At 68.9% G+C, this 16,071-nt stretch carries 15 protein-coding genes; 8 read left to right on the top strand and 7 right to left on the bottom strand.

Annotated elements, in window-relative coordinates:
• Positions 1 to 13: 13 nt before the first annotated feature.
• From ABGB18_RS36175 to disA, 5 genes are all read left to right on the top strand, one after another.
• Positions 14 to 712 carry a class I SAM-dependent methyltransferase gene (locus ABGB18_RS36175; RefSeq protein WP_347700164.1) on the top strand — a complete coding sequence of 233 codons (699 nt, stop codon included), beginning with the start codon at positions 14 to 16 and terminating at the stop codon, positions 710 to 712.
• Positions 713 to 753: 41 nt separating this feature from the next.
• Complete coding sequence (locus ABGB18_RS36170; RefSeq protein WP_347700163.1) at positions 754 to 1,122, top strand: MerR family transcriptional regulator; 369 nt, start codon at positions 754 to 756, stop codon at positions 1,120 to 1,122.
• Between the two features lie 3 nt (positions 1,123 to 1,125).
• Positions 1,126 to 1,431 carry a thioredoxin gene (trxA, locus tag ABGB18_RS36165; protein WP_347700162.1) on the top strand — a complete coding sequence of 102 codons (306 nt, stop codon included), beginning with the start codon at positions 1,126 to 1,128 and terminating at the stop codon, positions 1,429 to 1,431.
• Between the two features lie 248 nt (positions 1,432 to 1,679).
• The gene (gene radA, locus ABGB18_RS36160) at positions 1,680 to 3,086 is read left to right on the top strand and encodes a DNA repair protein RadA (protein WP_347700161.1); all 1,407 of its coding nucleotides are present in this window, start codon (positions 1,680 to 1,682) and stop codon (positions 3,084 to 3,086) included.
• A 40-nt stretch (positions 3,087 to 3,126) separates the two neighbouring features.
• Positions 3,127 to 4,203 (top strand): DNA integrity scanning diadenylate cyclase DisA, encoded by a 1,077-nt coding sequence (gene disA / locus ABGB18_RS36155; protein WP_347700160.1) that lies wholly within the window; start codon positions 3,127 to 3,129, stop codon positions 4,201 to 4,203.
• A 400-nt stretch (positions 4,204 to 4,603) separates the two neighbouring features.
• Here the strand turns inward: disA and ABGB18_RS36150 are convergent, their stop codons facing one another.
• Entirely contained in the window at positions 4,604 to 5,296 is a 693-nt protein-coding gene (locus ABGB18_RS36150) for a hypothetical protein (protein WP_347700159.1), read from the bottom strand.
• A gap of 79 nt (positions 5,297 to 5,375) precedes the next feature.
• Here ABGB18_RS36150 and ABGB18_RS36145 point away from each other — a divergent pair, with 79 nt between their 5' ends.
• Entirely contained in the window at positions 5,376 to 6,254 is an 879-nt protein-coding gene (locus tag ABGB18_RS36145; RefSeq protein ID WP_347700158.1) for an A/G-specific adenine glycosylase, read from the top strand.
• 217 nt (positions 6,255 to 6,471) lie between these two features.
• Here the strand turns inward: ABGB18_RS36145 and ABGB18_RS36140 are convergent, their stop codons facing one another.
• Entirely contained in the window at positions 6,472 to 6,849 is a 378-nt protein-coding gene (locus ABGB18_RS36140) for a cupin (RefSeq protein ID WP_347700157.1), read from the bottom strand.
• A 60-nt stretch (positions 6,850 to 6,909) separates the two neighbouring features.
• On the opposite strand from ABGB18_RS36140, the gene ABGB18_RS36135 reads away from it, so the two are divergent.
• Positions 6,910 to 7,374: a MarR family winged helix-turn-helix transcriptional regulator gene (locus ABGB18_RS36135; RefSeq protein ID WP_347700156.1), complete on the top strand. Its 465-nt coding sequence runs from the start codon at positions 6,910 to 6,912 to the stop codon at positions 7,372 to 7,374.
• Between the two features lie 173 nt (positions 7,375 to 7,547).
• Here the strand turns inward: ABGB18_RS36135 and ABGB18_RS36130 are convergent, their stop codons facing one another.
• From ABGB18_RS36130 to ABGB18_RS36110, 5 genes are all read right to left on the bottom strand, one after another.
• Positions 7,548 to 8,489: a TIM barrel protein gene (locus ABGB18_RS36130; RefSeq protein ID WP_347700155.1), complete on the bottom strand. Its 942-nt coding sequence runs from the start codon at positions 8,487 to 8,489 to the stop codon at positions 7,548 to 7,550.
• A gap of 720 nt (positions 8,490 to 9,209) precedes the next feature.
• Positions 9,210 to 11,711, bottom strand: coding sequence for an ATP-dependent Clp protease ATP-binding subunit (locus tag ABGB18_RS36125; protein ID WP_347700154.1), 2,502 nt, complete (start codon positions 11,709 to 11,711; stop codon positions 9,210 to 9,212).
• 1,440 nt (positions 11,712 to 13,151) lie between these two features.
• A complete protein-coding gene (locus ABGB18_RS36120; RefSeq protein WP_347700153.1) occupies positions 13,152 to 13,484 on the bottom strand; it encodes an Lsr2 family protein in 333 nt (110 codons plus the stop codon).
• 513 nt (positions 13,485 to 13,997) lie between these two features.
• On the bottom strand, positions 13,998 to 14,483 hold the full coding sequence (locus ABGB18_RS36115) for an RDD family protein (RefSeq protein WP_347700152.1): 486 nt from the start codon (positions 14,481 to 14,483) through the stop codon (positions 13,998 to 14,000).
• Positions 14,484 to 14,607: 124 nt separating this feature from the next.
• Positions 14,608 to 15,144, bottom strand: coding sequence for an RDD family protein (locus ABGB18_RS36110; RefSeq protein WP_347700206.1), 537 nt, complete (start codon positions 15,142 to 15,144; stop codon positions 14,608 to 14,610).
• A gap of 54 nt (positions 15,145 to 15,198) precedes the next feature.
• Between ABGB18_RS36110 and ABGB18_RS36105 the strand changes: the two genes are divergently transcribed.
• Positions 15,199 to 16,071 (top strand): hypothetical protein, encoded by an 873-nt coding sequence (locus ABGB18_RS36105; protein ID WP_347700151.1) that lies wholly within the window; start codon positions 15,199 to 15,201, stop codon positions 16,069 to 16,071.

Below are 16,071 nucleotides of genomic sequence, written 5' to 3'. Positions count from 1 at the left end.
CTACCGTTGAGGCATGCCACGGATAGCGAAAGGCGCGATCCCGAGCCCGAACATCTGGAATTCCCCCCGGGTCTACGAGCTGGAGAATCGCGCCGTCGATCCCGAGGGCGCGGCCGACGCGGCGATGCGGGCGCTGCGCCCCTGGGACGACGCCACCGTGCTCGACATCGGCTGCGGCACCGGCTACCACCTGCCCGCCCTGTCGTCGCGGGCGGCGCGGGTGGTCGGCGTCGAGCCGCACGGTGACCTGGCCGCGCTGGCCCGCCGCCGCTGCGCCGGGCTGGCCAACGTGACGGTGCACGCCGCCACGGCCCAGGACCTGCCCCTGCCCGACGCGTCGGTGGACGTGGCCGTGGCTCGGTGGGCGTACTTTTTCGGGCCGGGCTGCGAGCCCGGGCTGCGCGAGCTGTCGCGGGTCGTACGCCGTGGGGGCGCGGCCTTCGTGCTGGACCTCGACGCGACCCGGGGGTCGTTCGGCCGCTGGTTCTCGCATACCGTGCCGGCGTACTCGCCGCGCGAGGTCGAGGCGTTCTGGGACCGCCAGGGCTGGCAGCGGCGGGCGCTCGACCTCAGGATGGCCTTCACGCGGCGCGCGGACCTGGAGGCGGTGCTGCGCATCGAGTTCACGCCCGAGGTGGCCGAGCAGGCCATCGCCGAGACCCCGGGCCTGGAGATCCCCTATCCGAACGTTCTGCGCTGGCGCCACTTCTGAGGCTTGACATTGACGTAGGTGTCAACGTTTACCGTGATGACATGCGCATAGGTGAGCTGGCGGAACGCACCGGGGTGAGCACCCGCTCGCTCCGCTACTACGAGCAGCACGGGCTGCTCAGCGCCCGTCGCGCGGCCAACGGTTATCGCGACTACGGCGAGGACGACGTCAGGCTGGTGTCCGAGATCCGGGCCCTGCTGAAGGTCGGGTTCACGTTGGAGGACACCCGGCCGTTCGTCGACTGCCTGCGCAAGGGGCACAGCACCGGCGGGTCGTGCGCGGAGTCGGTCGAGGTCTACGAGCGCAAGCTGGGCGAGATCGACGCGGAGATCCGCGCCCTGCTCGCCCGCCGCGCCGAGGTGGCCGCCCAGCTCGCCAGGTCCTGCCCAGGATGCTTTGTGAAGGGATGAGAGATGATCACGCTGACCACTGACAACTACGAGGAGCGGGTGCTCAAGAGCGACGAGCCGGTGCTGGTCGAGTTCTGGGCCGAGTGGTGCGGGCCGTGCAAGATGGTGGGCCCCGTGCTGGAGCAGATCGAGGCCGAGCACGGCCTGACGGTCGGCAAGCTCAACACCGACGAGAACCCCGAGATCATGGCGCGTTACGGGGTGATGGCCGTGCCGACGATGCTGCTGTTCGAGAACGGCGAGCCGGTGAAGCAGATCGTGGGCGCCAAGCCCAAGCGCCTCCTCGTCTCAGAACTGGGCCTGGCCTGACCCTCGCACCCACCCGCCCCAGCGCCCGGGGGATCACGCCGGCCCAGCCGCGGGGATCATGTCGGGCCCTTGGGGGTCGTGTCCGGCCGGCTCCCCGCTTAAGGCCGCGCCGGGCGCTCGGGCGAAGAGCCGGGCGCTCGGGCGAAGAGCCGGGCGCTCGGGCGAAGAGCCGGGCGCTCGGGCGAAGATCCGATTCGCCCCAGCCCGGCGCTCGAAGATTGTCGGTGCCGCCCGCTAGCCTGCTCCGCATGGCCAAGACTGCCCAGAAGCCCGGATACCGCTGCGCCGAATGCGGCTGGCGCACCACCAAATGGGTCGGCCGGTGTGGCGAGTGCCAGGCGTGGGGCACGGTCGACGAGGAGGGCGCGCGCGCCGGGGTCAACGTGGTGCAGGCGGGCGCCACCACGGCGCCCGCGCTGCCGATCGGCCAGGTCAAGGCCGAGGTGGCGACCGCGCGCACGACCGGCGTGAGCGAGCTCGACCGGGTGCTCGGCGGCGGCCTGGTGCCGGGCGCCGTGGTGCTGCTGGCGGGCGAGCCCGGCATCGGCAAGTCCACGCTGCTGCTGGAGGCCGCTGCCAGCATCGCCGGGCGCGAGACGGTGCTCTATGTCACGGGCGAGGAGTCGGCCGCCCAGGTGCGCCTGCGGGCCGACCGCATCGGCGCGATCCAGGACCAGCTCTACCTCGCCGCGGAGACCGAGCTGTCGGCCCTGGTCGCCCACGTGGAGAAGGTTCAGCCCAGGCTGCTCGTGGTCGACTCGGTGCAGACGGTCGGCTCGGCGCAGGCCACCGGCGTGCCCGGCGGCGTGACCCAGGTCCGCGAGGTGGCGGCCAACCTGGTGCGCCTGGCCAAGGAGCGCAACATGGCCACCGTGCTGGTCGGCCACGTCACCAAGGAGGGCTCGATCGCGGGCCCGCGCACGCTGGAGCACCTGGTCGACGTCGTGCTCAACTTCGAGGGCGACCGCCACTCCAGGCTCCGCATGGTGCGCGCGGTCAAAAACCGGTTCGGCCCCACCGACGAGGTCGGCTGCTTCGACCTGCACGAGCGCGGCATCGAGGGCATCACCGACCCGAGCGGTCTGTTCGTCTCCCGGCGCAGCGAGCCGGTGCCGGGCACGTGCGTCACCGTCACGGTCGAGGGCACCCGCCCGCTCCCCGCCGAGGTCCAGGCCCTGGTGGCCCGCACGGAGGCGCAGCAGCCCAGGCGCACCTCCTCCGGGCTCGACACCTACCGCGTGCAGATGATCCTGGCGGTGCTGGAGCGCCGACTCAACGCCCGCCTCGGCGGCTGCGACGTCTTCACCGCGACCGTGGGCGGCATCAAGCTGGCCGACCCGGCCGTGGACCTGTCGGTCATGCTCGCGGTGGCCAGCGCCGCCGGGGACAAGCCGTTGCCGCCCGGTCTGGTGGCGCTCGGGGAGGTCGGCCTGGCGGGCGAGCTGCGCCCGGTCAAGGACGTGCGCAGGCGGTTGACGGAGGCGGCCAGGCTCGGCTTCAAGCGCGCCCTCGTGCCCGCCGGATCCCTTGAGGAGGGTGGCCGACGGCGCGCCGGGCAACGCGCGCTGGTGCCGGTGGGGCCGGTGGCATTCGCACCCGGGTTCGAGGTCGTGCAGGCGGAGAACGTCTGGGACGCACTCACACACGTCACATAGCACGGCTAAGCTGAGCGTGACCGATCGACACGGGGGTCAGGTGGATAGGAGTCTTGACGACCGTCGTCGCGAAGCCCTGGCCGCTGTGGCACCGGGCACTCCGTTGCGCGACGGCTTGGAGCGGATCCTGCGCGGGCAGACCGGTGGGTTGATCGTGCTCGGTTACAACAAGATCGTCGAGCAGGTCTGCAGCGGCGGTTTCGAGCTCGACGTCGAATTCTCGCCCACCAGGCTCCGCGAGCTGGCCAAGATGGACGGGGCCATCGTGATGAGCGGCGACCACAAGATCGTGCGCGCCGCCGTGCACCTCGTGCCCGACCCCGGCATCGCCACGGACGAGTCCGGCACCCGCCACCGTACGGCGCAGCGGGTGGCCAGGCAGACGGGCCTGCCGATCATCGCGATCAGCAAGTCGATGCGCATCATCGCGCTCTACCTCGACGGCATCCGCTATGTCCTGGAGGAGTCGGCCGCCATCCTGTCCAAGGCCAACCAGGCCCTGGCCACCCTTGAGCGCTACAAACACCGCCTCGACGAGGTCTCCGGCACGCTGTCGGCGCTGGAGATCGAGGACCTGGTGACGGTCCGGGACGTGGCGGCGGTGGCCCAGCGCCTGGAGATGGTCCGCAGGATCTCCGACGAGATCAAGGGCTACGTCGTGGAGTTGGGCACGGACGGCCGCCTGCTGTCCCTGCAACTGGACGAGCTGGTGGCGGGCGTGGACTCCGAGCGCGAGCTGGTGATCCGCGACTACCTCCCGCCCCCCGCCGGCCGCCGCCAGCGCCGCCCGGCCGAAGCCATGCACGACCTGGACAAACTGTCCGGCAGCGAGCTCCTGGACCTGTCGGTCGTGGCCCACCTCCTGGGCCACAACGGCACCGACAAGCTGGACAGCCCGGTCAGCCCGCGCGGCTTCCGCCTCCTGGCCAAGGTCCCCCGCCTGCCCGGCTCGGTGGTGGACCGCCTGGTCGACCACTTCGGCGGCCTGCAGAAGCTGCTGGCGGCGAGCATCGACGACCTGCAGGAGGTGGGAGGCGTGGGCGAGTCCCGGGCCCGCAGCGTCCGCGAGGGCCTCTCCCGCCTGGCCGAGTCCTCGATCCTGGAACGCTACGTCTGAGCAACCCGAACCCCCGAATCCCGACAGCCCAGGCTCATGACGGGAAACCCAGCCATTACTTTCCCGACCTTCCAACCAACGCAGACCGTGACTACGCGGGGTTTGACCCCCGAGCTCTGACCGGGCTCACGACGACCGTGCGGTACACGAGGCCGGGGGACCTGGGTTGGGGAAAAGCGTGCGGTGCACACGGCCGCTGGCCGTGCGTTGCGCCGGGCCACAGGACCGTATGGCGCGTCGGCGGCGGCGCACACCCCGGCTCTGCGCCGCTGAGCGCCATTGTGACGTGCGGTTCCACCTCCGAGGCCCTGAGGCGCCGGAAACGGCGCGCGCGGCGCCCTGACCCGCCTCACAGCCCCGCTACGGGACTGCGCCGACTCCAGCAGTGACCCCCGGCCTACTAGCGGAGGTGGAAAATCCCTTTGGAGCTGCGGAGTCCGCCCAGGCGGGCGGTGGCCACGTAGGTGCCAGGCAGCGCGACCTGCTGGATGGAGCGGCAGTCGGCGCTCGACCGCCGCCGGTCCCAGTCCAGCACCCGCACGTGTGGCACCCCACGTTCCAGCTCCTTGATCTCCGCCCCGTCCCCGCTCACACAGTCGGCCGTGGACCAGATGCGGTCGGCCCCGGACGTGATGCGGATCTCCAACGCCCGCGGCCCCACATCAATGGTGCACATGGCGGGCCCCGCGTTGACCAGCGTGACGATGAAGTTGGGACGACTGCCGGCCGCGTAGATCTGCTCCTTGCCGCCCTGGAGGCTGAGCACGAGGTCCTGCTCCACGCACGGCTCGCCGGGCCTCCTGGGACGGGCGGCGGGAGAGGGCACGGGAGTGGTGACACTGGGGGTGGGGGTGGGGGTGGGCGTCGGACTGGCCGTGCCCATGGCGAGCGTACGCAGCCCGGCCAGCAGCGGATCGACCGTGGGCGTGGCGCTCGGCGACGCCTGCGCGCTGGACGTACGCTCTGGCCCACTGCCCCCGCTGGAGCACGCCCAAGCCACAACGGCGACCACGACGAGCACCGCCACCAGCACGCTCATTCGGCGCCGCCAGTAGACGTCCCCACCGTCGCCACGCATCGTATCCGGGTCCATACGCTCAGCATGGTAAGCCCGCAGCCGCGAAGAAGCGGCGACACGCCGAGGGCAACCATCTGGGCATACCCTTGACCGCGTGGTTGAGTCGAACCTCCTGCACGCCCCCGTTCTGGACTGGTACGAGGACAACGCCCGGGACCTCCCGTGGCGCGCCGCGAACGCGACCCCCTGGGGTGTGCTCGTCAGCGAGATCATGCTGCAGCAGACCCCGGTCGTACGCGTTCTGCCCATCTGGCACGAGTGGCTAACCCGTTGGCCCACCCCCGACGTGCTGGCCGCCGAGCAGCCCGGTGAGGCCGTACGCGCCTGGGGCAAGCTCGGCTACCCGCGCCGGGCGTTGCGCCTGCACGCGTGCGCCAGGGTCATCACCGACGAGCACGACGGCGAGGTGCCCTCCGACCACGCGACCCTGCTGTCCCTGCCGGGCATCGGCGAATACACCGCCGCCGCGGTCGCCAGCTTCGCGTACGGCGGCCGCCACGCCGTCCTGGACACCAACGTCCGCAGGGTGTTCGCCAGGGCGGTACGCGCGGAGGAATACCCGCCCACGGCCACCTCGGCGGCCGAGCGGCGGCTGGCGGAGGCGCTCCTGCCCGAACTGGGCGCCGCCCGCTGGGGCGTGGCGGTGATGGAGCTGGGCGCCCTGGTCTGCACGGCCCGGTCCCCGCGCTGCGCCGACTGCCCGATAGCCCAGGTCTGCGCCTGGCGGCTCGCGGGCAAGCCACCGCACGAGGGCCCCGCGCGCAAGGGCCAGACGTACGCCGGCACGGACCGTCAGTGCCGCGGCCGCCTCCTCGATGTCCTGCGCTCAGCCCACGGCCCGGTCCCCAAGGCGGCGCTGGACGCCGTGTGGGACGACGCGACCCAACGCGAACGCGCCCTGGACGGCCTGATCACCGACGGCCTGGCCGAACACCTCGACGACGGCACCTACCGCCTCCCCCACGACGGCTGAACCCGCACCGGCCGGGGTGACCTGTGAAGGGCCACCGGGCCCGGGATGTGCACGTGCCGGCCCCGGCCCGGGTTGGGAACTTGGTGACCACCGGCCCAGGATGGACACGTGCCGACCCCCGGCCCGGGTTGGGAACGTGGCGACCACCGGCCCGAGATGGACATGTGGCGGTCACCCGGCTGGGGGGCACCCACACGCCGCACCACCCGGTCGACCCTCATGCGATCCACGGCGGCACACCGAATTCCGCCCCGTCCGCGCCGAAGGCCTTGGCCTCCGCCGGGGCAGTGACGACGGCGGTGTAACCGCTGTGCGGATCGGCCAGCACCCGCCGCACCGTACGGGCAGGCATGATGACGGTGTCCCCCACACCGACCTCGAACCGCTCCTCACCCAACTCCACCACAGCGGCCCCGCCGAGCCAGGTCCACACCTGCTCACAGTCGAATTCGTGCATCGGCCCCACCGCACCGGGCTGGGCGTCGACCTTCCACAGGGACCGCGAGGCCCCGCCCTGCGTCGGCGAAGCGAACGTCGTCATGACCCCGTTGGGAGTCTCCGACCGGCGCGCCTCGGCATCACGGATGACAGTCATGTCCTGAACCTCCTAGGATGGGCAACCACATTGTCCATATAGTCAATCAGGTTGTCTATCATGTCAAGCCCAGGCTTCGAACTACCGCTGCGCCTGCTGCTGGCGTTCCGGGTGCTGATCGACGAGTTGCACGCGGAGCTGGCCCGGCAGGGTCACCCGGACATACGCCCGATGCACGGTTTCGTCATGCAGGCCATCGGCCCGGAGGGCACCACGGCCGTCGAGCTGGGCCGCACCCTCGGCGTCTCCAAACAGGCGGCCGGCAAGACCGTCGACACCCTGGAACGCATCGGCTACGTCGAACGCACCCTCGACCCGGCCGACACCCGCCGCAAAATCGTCCGCCTGACCCCGTTCGGCCTCGACGCCCTGAACCGCTCGGCCCGCATCTTCGACGACCTGCGCGCCCGCTGGTCCGCCGAACTGGGCGAGGACCGCCTGAGCGCCCTGGAGTCGGACCTGCGCCGGATGACCCCCGCCAACCTGTGGCGCCTCGACACCCCAGGCTGGTTCGGCAGCCTCTGACCAGAGTCCCACGGGCCCTCACCGGCCCGTCCGCCACCACCAGAGGGCGGGCCGCGAGCCAGCACCGTTCAGCCCTGACCGGTCAAAACCGATCAGGCCCGGCCGGGGCTGAGCCGGTCAGGCCCGACGCTGTGCCACCAGGCCCCGCGCAGCCGCGGACACCCGCCCAATGGTCAGGCGGCGAGCTGCAGACCCAGGCTGGTCAGGTTGGTACGCGCCCAGGCCAGCTCATCGGCAAGCACCGACACCAGGGCCCCCGGCCCCTTCGCCCGCCCGGGAACGCTCAGGTTGTGCGTCTCGACCTCGATGTGCGCACTACCGCTCACCGCACCCGACAGCATGGCCGTCAGCGTGTCGTGCAGCACCGCACCCGTGCTGCTCGGCGTCTCCCCCGTGTGGCTGTGCACGTGCCCCAGCTTGACCACGGGCGCCCCGGCCTCGGCCAGGCCCTTGAGCGCCGCACCCGGCTCCTCGGCCCCGCAGGCGAGGTGACAGGCGTCCAGGCACACGCCCAGGTGCTCGGAGTCGATGCCGCACACCCGCTCCAGCGCCTGCTCCGTGGTCTCCAGCACGCATCCCGGCCACGGCTCGAACCCGACCCTGATCGTCTTGCCGGTCACGCTGTAGATGCCGCGCAACTCGCGCGCCAGCCGCTCCAGCCGCCGGGTGGCGATCGAGTGCAGGTCGGCGGGCCAGTCGCGGCGCCAGCCGATCGGGATCGTCGAGATGCTGCCGAACCGTACGTCGTCCGGCAGCAGGAACGCCAGGATCTTGGCCAGGGCCATGGTGTAGCGGTAACGCTCGGGCTTGGCCCAGTCGGGCCCGGGGACCTCCTGGTTGCGGCCGCCGGTGCCGTTGAGGCTCACGACCTCCAGGCCGCGCTCCTCCAGGGAACGGCGCAGCCGTACGAGCTCGATGCGGTCGGCCGTGAGATGGTCGGCCACACTCGGCGAGAGCCACAACCCGATGCCCATCCGCTCCACGCCCAGCCGCTTGCGCACCGGGACCGCGTAGCGGGTCAGGTGGGCGATCAGGTTCTCCAGGTCCTCCGCGGGGTGGACGCCCGCGTTGTAGGCGAGGTGAACGAGCGTTCCGTCGTCGTGACGCAGGCGCATCGGTTTCCTCCACGGCTTTCTTGTGTTCCGTCGCCCGCCCCTGGCGCGCGAACCTTGACGAGCATCTCTGCTCGCTCACGACTCCCGCGTCCGCCCCGAGTTGATTCCTCACTACTCCCCAGGGAGCAGCCGTAGCGTGGACGTGCTCTGTGTGGCTCGCATGGATGAGACTTGGCGAAGCTCTACGCAGTGTAGTACTACTCGCGGTGGCGGTACACCCGAGACCCCAACGATTAGGCAACGACGCCCCGTTCTACCCGTTATGACCATGCAGCCCCGCCAAATGTGACACCCCGAACCCCGACCTGTGGACGGACACCCGCGCCCACACCCACCCCCATGGCCCTCCGGCACCAAGCCTTGGGCGCGAGCTGCGCCCGTCCGGGCAAGAGGCACTGCGTCGGCGTGAGAAGCGGTGAAGTCGGCGCCATGGACGGCAACCGTGCAGGCGCCATGAAACGACGCCCTACCCGCACTGGAGACGCAGCCGCGCGTCCGTGGGGGTGTGGGGTCGGTACGTGCCTGGGACGTGTGAAGTCGCGCGCCTGCCCATGAGCGGCGGCGCGGGACCGGCTGCGCCAGGGTGACGGACCCCGGCCGTGCGGCAGCGCGGGACCGCCTTTGGAGGTAACGCGGGCCCCGGCCCCCGCGAACACGCGAAAACCCCCGCGCAACCATCGCGCGAGGGTTTCCGCTAAGAACGTGAGCCCAGCGGGCCCGTCAGTTCTGAATTGGTGCGGCGATCGCGGCAGCCGAGTCCGGCACCTTGGTGACCGACTCACCCTGGAAGACGAACTTGGCGTTGTCGCCCTCGCCCTCCACCGTCACCTTGACGACGTGCCCCGGCCGGAGCTCACCGTAAAGGATCTTCTCCGACAGGGAGTCCTCCAGCTCGCGCTGGATCGTACGCCGCAGCGGACGGGCGCCCATGACGGGGTCGTAACCCCGGTCGGCCAGCAACTGCTTGGCCTCGGGCGAGACGTCGAGCCCCATGTCGCGGTCCTTCAGCCTGGAGTCGACCTGCGCGAGCATCAGATCCACGATCTTGATGATCTCGGCCGGCGTGAGCTGGTGGAAGACCACGATGTCGTCGACACGGTTGAGGAACTCGGGCCGGAAGTGCTGCTTGAGCTCCTCCTGGACCTTGGACTTCATCCGGTCGTAGTTGGAGTCGGCGTCGTTGGACTTCGCGAACCCGACCCCGATGCCCTTGGAGATGTCCTTGGTGCCGAGGTTGGTGGTCATGATGATGACCGTGTTCTTGAAGTCGACCACGCGGCCCTGGGCGTCGGTCAGGCGACCGTCTTCCAGGATCTGCAGCAGCGAGTTGAAGATGTCGGGGTGGGCCTTCTCGATCTCGTCGAACAGGACCACGGAGAACGGCTTGCGCCGCACCTTCTCGGTGAGCTGGCCGCCCTCCTCGTAGCCGACGTAGCCGGGAGGCGAGCCGAACAGCCTGGAGACGGTGTGCTTCTCCATGAACTCCGACATGTCCAGGCTGATCAGAGCGTCCTCGTCACCGAAGAGGAACTCCGCCAGAGCCTTGGACAGCTCGGTCTTACCGACACCGGAGGGACCGGCGAAGATGAACGAACCACCGGGACGGCGCGGGTCCTTCAGACCGGCGCGGGTGCGCCGGATGGACCGCGACAGGCCCTTGATGGCGTCGTCCTGGCCGATGATCCGCTTGTGGAGCTCGTCCTCCATGCGGAGCAGGCGCTGCGACTCCTCCTCGGTCAGCTTGAAGACCGGGATGCCGGTGGCGGTCGCCAGGACCTCGGCGATGAGCTCCTGGGTGACCTCGGCCACGACGTCCATGTCGCCGGCCTTCCACTCCTTCTCCCGCCGCTCGCGCTTGAGCTGGAGCTGCTTCTCCTGGTCGCGGAGGGCAGCCGCCTTCTCGAAGTCCTGCGCGTCGATCGCGGACTCCTTGTCGCGGCGGACGTTGGCGATCTTCTCGTCGTATTCGCGCAGGTCCGGCGGAGCGGTCATCCTGCGGATGCGCATCCGGGAACCGGCCTCGTCGATGAGGTCGATCGCCTTGTCGGGAAGGTAGCGGTCGCTGATGTAGCGGTCGGCCAGCTGCGCGGCGGCCACCAGCGCGTCGTCGGTGATGGACACGCGGTGGTGCGCCTCGTAGCGGTCGCGCAGACCCTTGAGGATCTCGATCGTGTGGCTGAGTGAGGGCTCGGCCACCTGGATCGGCTGGAAGCGGCGCTCCAGCGCGGCGTCCTTCTCGAGGTATTTGCGGTATTCGTCCAGCGTCGTCGCGCCGATCGTCTGCAGCTCGCCGCGGGCCAGCATGGGCTTGAGGATGCTGGCGGCGTCGATCGCGCCCTCGGCGGCGCCCGCACCCACGAGCGTGTGCAGCTCGTCGATGAACAGGATGATGTCGCCGCGCGTGCGGATCTCCTTGAGCACCTTCTTCAGGCGCTCCTCGAAGTCACCGCGGTAACGGGAGCCGGCGACCAGGGCGCCGAGGTCAAGCGTGTAGAGCTGCTTGTCCTTCAGCGTCTCGGGCACCTCACCCCTGACGATCTTCTGCGACAGGCCCTCGACGACGGCGGTCTTGCCGACGCCGGGCTCGCCGATGAGAACGGGGTTGTTCTTGGTCCTCCGGGAGAGGACCTGCATGACCCGCTCGATCTCCTTCTCACGGCCGATCACCGGATCCAGCTTGCCCTCCCGGGCCGCCTGGGTCAGGTTGCGGCCGAACTGGTCGAGCACCAGGGACGTCGACGGCGCGGACTCCTGCGGGCCGCCCGCCGCGGCCGGCTCCTTGCCCTGGTAACCGTGGAGCAACTGGATGACCTGCTGCCTCACACGGTTGAGATCAGCTCCAAGCTTGACCAGCACCTGGGCGGCCACACCCTCACCCTCACGGATGAGCCCGAGCAGGATGTGCTCGGTGCCGATGTAGTTGTGACCCAGCTGCAAAGCCTCACGGAGCGACAGCTCGAGGACCTTCTTGGCCCGCGGGGTGAACGGAATGTGCCCCGACGGAGCCGACTGGCCCTGGCCGATGATCTCCTCGACCTGCTGGCGCACACCCTCAAGGCTGATGCCGAGGCTCTCCAGAGCCTTGGCGGCCACGCCCTCACCTTCGTGGATCAAGCCAAGAAGAATGTGCTCAGTGCCGATGTAGTTGTGGTTGAGCATCCTGGCCTCTTCCTGGGCCAAGACGACAACACGCCTCGCTCGGTCGGTGAACCTCTCGAACATCTCGTCGCTCCTCACAGAGCGGTCAGTCAGGCCGGTAAATCCGGTCCCGTCCTCCCGCATGCTAGCCCTGGCTCGGCGAACCGTGCCCTCTGCCGCTGACACGCTCTATAGCTAGAGACGTTCCCCGGGAGCAGGGCGTTCACCCTCCATCCAACTACTGTTCGGGGGTGACGTGTTCCCGATACGCCGCAAGCGAACGATGTTTAGTCGCTTCCGGGAAGCCACTGAAATATGCCGTCCACCGCGTACGCAGATCAACACGGATCGGCCATCCGGACACTCGAAGCGAGTAGGCGTTGGGGCGCCCCATCGCCCGCGCATCACAGATGCCCACGTCCCTATCTGTTACGTAATCATCCTATGTCCCGGCGTCAATGCTTGGCCAACCGATCGCGCTACGCCCCGAACACGGAACGACACTCAACGCACACCGAACTACCTGGTAAAACAGCGCGATCGGGTCAGCCGGGTTTACCGGCTTCATCCGTCGCCGCGCGATCGTTCATCGCGCGCCCTGCGACCGCGCGGACGCCTCGCTCGTCATCGGCGCGCCGCTTTCCCTCACTACGGTCGCCCACATTCGCCGCCGCGGCGCACGCACGGTCGTCCTCATTCCTCCGCCTCAGCGCTCAGGGGCGTGGTCTTTCGCCTCGTCCACGGGCGCCCTCATTCCCTCACCCCGAGGACACCACATTCCCGCCCACCGGTCGCACTTGCGGGCAGATCGCATTGGGCCCGAGCGCGGGGCGAGGCGGCATTGTGCCCGAAGCCGGCGGGATGCGGCATTGTGCGGCGCATGCTCGAGATCGAGGGTTATGCCCACCAGCCGTCCATCCCGACGGCACGGCATATGCCCCAGCAGAGCGCATCTCGCGCAGGAGCGGGTTATCCCACCGGTACGCACTCCCCTTGCACAGTCGGTAATCCGGCCGACGCCCATCCCCGGCGCAGACAGGTTATCCCCGTGGCATCCATCCGCCGCGCGGGCGGGTTATCCCCGCGACGCGCATCCCCAGCGCGGACGGCTTATCCGGGCGACTCACATCCCGAGCCGGACGGGTTTTGCGGCGTCAACCCGAGCCGGGATCGTGGTTAAGCGCTACAACACTCAGAGTGACACCCGCCGGGCTTTACCGGAGGCGCCGATTTCCCGGGATGGCCCGTTCCACCGGTGTCGCGGCACGGGCAGCGTACGTTGAATGAAGCGTGCCGAGCCGGAACGGCGGGCACACGCCGAACGCGACGCGACCAGATATGCGAGCCGCCCTCGGGGAAAGGCTCGGAGACCCAGCGCGCGTCCAAAACGTCCGCATATGGACGGAACACAAGATCATTCCCCGGACGTCCCATTCAAGAACGTCCCCGAAATGATCATGCGCTTATGGCGGTCGCCGGGGTCCTAGGCGAACATCATAAGCGCATGGTCAGGAGATGACCCGCTCAGTGAGCCGCTTCGTACTTCTCCACGACCGTGGAGGCGATGCGGCCGCGCTCGCTCACAGGCAGGCCGTGAGCCTTGGCCCACTGCCGGATCTCCGAGCTCTTCTCGCGGCTCATCGCCCTGCTGCCGCCGCGACCACGACGACGCACGGAGACGGCGCCCGCCCGGCGTGCGTGCTGCACGAAAGGCGTGAGCGCGTCCCTCAGCTTCTTCGCGTTAAGGTCGCTGAGGTCAATCTCATAGGTGGAGCCGTCAATAGCGAAGCTGACCGTCTCATTGGCCTCGCCCCCATCGAGGTCATCGATGAGAATCTCCTGGATCTGCTTGGCCATGTACGCAATCCTTTCCCGGAGCATTGTTTCATTCGCCTGCCCAAACATATACCCGGAAAGGCGCGGAGACAATTCAGCGTACGGGGATTCGGCTGACTGGCCGATCAGTTCCCCTTCTCCGCCTGATCCTCAGGCTTTGGCCGGTGCCCGGGCCCCTCGGACCGGACCAACTTCACTACGCCAAAGATGAAGGCACCCCCCACCACGAGCGGGGGGATGAGCGCTGACAATACGTCTGTTAGGGCTTCCATTCGTCCTCGCCTCCACGGCTGGCAGGGTTTCGGGGGCGCTTTATCGCGGGGGTGCGCGGCCGACGGGAGCGTCGAGCTCCTCTGCGACGCCCGGCCACAACCACCCGCAACCGACCATAGCGGCACACACATGCCCTGCGTGTCACAGGGGCGCCATCATCCGGCAACCTGGACGTCCCATAGCCTAATGGCAGTCTCTCCAGGCTCCTTACCGGATCAAGGGAAAATTTTGCGAAAAGCCATCCGCCCAGGTACGGATGGCTCAGCGAAGATCTTTAACGACGCGCGTTCCGGCCTGCCTGTCGTGCGGACCACGCTCCAGCGGCTTGTCGATCAGGATGAGCAGCCCCACGCCGAACAGCAGCATTCCGGCCAGCAGATTGGCCACCGGAATGCCCATCAGCATCACTGGTCCCGGATAGACCAGGGCTCGTTTGAGCAGCGCCCATGACGGGCGGCCTCCCGGCGCCAGGCGAATCCGCATGATCGCCTTCCCGAACGTCCGGCCGTGCCGGTAATGGGCCTGCCAGTCGTAGCAGGCATAACCGAGCCCAGCCGCCAGCCAGGCGAACACACCCGGCAACCGCCCCTCGAACACCTCCAGCACCCCGACAGTTCGGAAGATGCCCCACAGCGCGATGAACAGAATGTAATAGAAGACCCCGAAGACGAGCGCTTCAATCAGCCGTGCCGCGAGCCGTTCCCACCATTCCGCGGGCAGTGCGCCCGCCCCCGGCGTCCCGGCCATAACCCCCACCTCGCGTCATCGACGGCCCCAATCGGGAGTGCAGGTCCCCCCATTTTGGTACGGCCCCCACACACAAAACAGAGGCCGGCGGGAAGCCGGCCCCTGTTTTACGCTGTCGCGCGAGCTACTTGATCTTCACCACGACGGTTCCCGAGATCTTGTCCGCGAACGTCTGCTGCAGCGGCTTGTCCCAGAGCTGCGACGCGCCGTTGACCGCCAGCGCGGCGTAGGCGAGCAGTGCGGTGAGGAAGCTGAAGAGCCCAAGTGGGATCGCGCTGATCACCCACCCCCCCCAGGTCACCGCGCCACGCTTGAACGCCATGTCGACCGGCAGGCCACCAGGCTGTATCCCCTGCCCCACGGGGACGACCTTGATGCCCATGACCAGCTTGCCCACGGTCTGGCCGTTCATCTTCAGCATGAAGAACTCGTAGGCCACCCAGATCGCCGTAACGATGATGGTCGCCAGAGCGGTCACAACTCCTGAGGGCAGGAAGCCGGAACTACTACCATCCAGCGAGGAGTAGCTGACCGCGAAGATCGCGAGCATGATGAAACTGACCACGAAGCTCACGATGCCCAGGATGACGCCGTCGATGATCCTGGCCACCAGCCGCTGCCACCACTCCGCCAGCGGGGCCGGAGCGCCGGGGGGCTGCATACCCACGGGCTGACCATAGGGCTGGCCGTAGCCGGGCTGCTGCGGCTGGCCGTATTGGGCGTACTGCTGGTCACCGTACTGCTGCCCGTACTGCTGCTGCTGACCGTAACCGGGCTGCGCGTATCCGGGCTGGGACTGCTGACCGTAGCCCTGCTGCTGGCCGTAGCCTTGCTGGCCCGACTGCGGCTGCTGACCGTAGCCCTGCTGCCCATAGCCCTGCTGGCCGTAGTCGGGCTGCGCCTGCTGCTGACCGTAGTCCGGCTGGGACTGCTGCTGCTGACCGTAGCCCTGCTGCCCATAGCCCTGCTGGCCGTAGTCGGGCTGCGCCTGCTGCTGACCGTAGTCCGGCTGGGACTGCTGCTGCTGACCATAGCCCTGCTGACCCGACTGCGGCTGCTGCCCATATTGAGGCTGCTGGCCGTAGCCCTGCTGACCATAGTCCGGCTGGGACTGCTGCTGCTGACCGTAGCCGGGCTGCTGCCCGTGCTGAGGCTGCTGGCCGTAGCCCTGCTGACCATAGTCCGGCTGGGACCCCTGCTGCTGACCGTACCCCTGCTGCTGCCCGTATTGAGGCTGCTGCCCGTACTGGGGCTGCCCGTACTGCGGCTGCTGGCCATACTGCTGTTGCTGGCCGTATTGGGGCTGCTGGCCATAGCCCTGTTGCTGGCCGTAGCCCTGCTGCTGCCCGTACGGGGGCTGCCCGAAGGCGTCGTCCGCCCGGTAGCCGACCACAGTGGCGTCGGGGTCGGGCTCGCCCTGGCGGCGGCCCGCGTTGTGCCCATAGTCCGGCGTGCCAGGTGCAGAGTTCTCGCCGGAATCGTCCTGTGGATACGGCGGCTGTCCGGTGCTCACCGTGTCACCTCGCTTCGAGTGCGCGTGTGGCACATGTCAGGACACATGCCTGTGCTGCCCAACGTATCGACATAG

It is taken from the genome of Nonomuraea sp. B12E4 (assembly GCF_039871825.1).
In the GTDB taxonomy this organism is placed as follows: Bacteria; Actinomycetota; Actinomycetes; order Streptosporangiales; family Streptosporangiaceae; genus Nonomuraea.
This window is presented reverse-complemented; position numbering and strand designations above follow the sequence as displayed.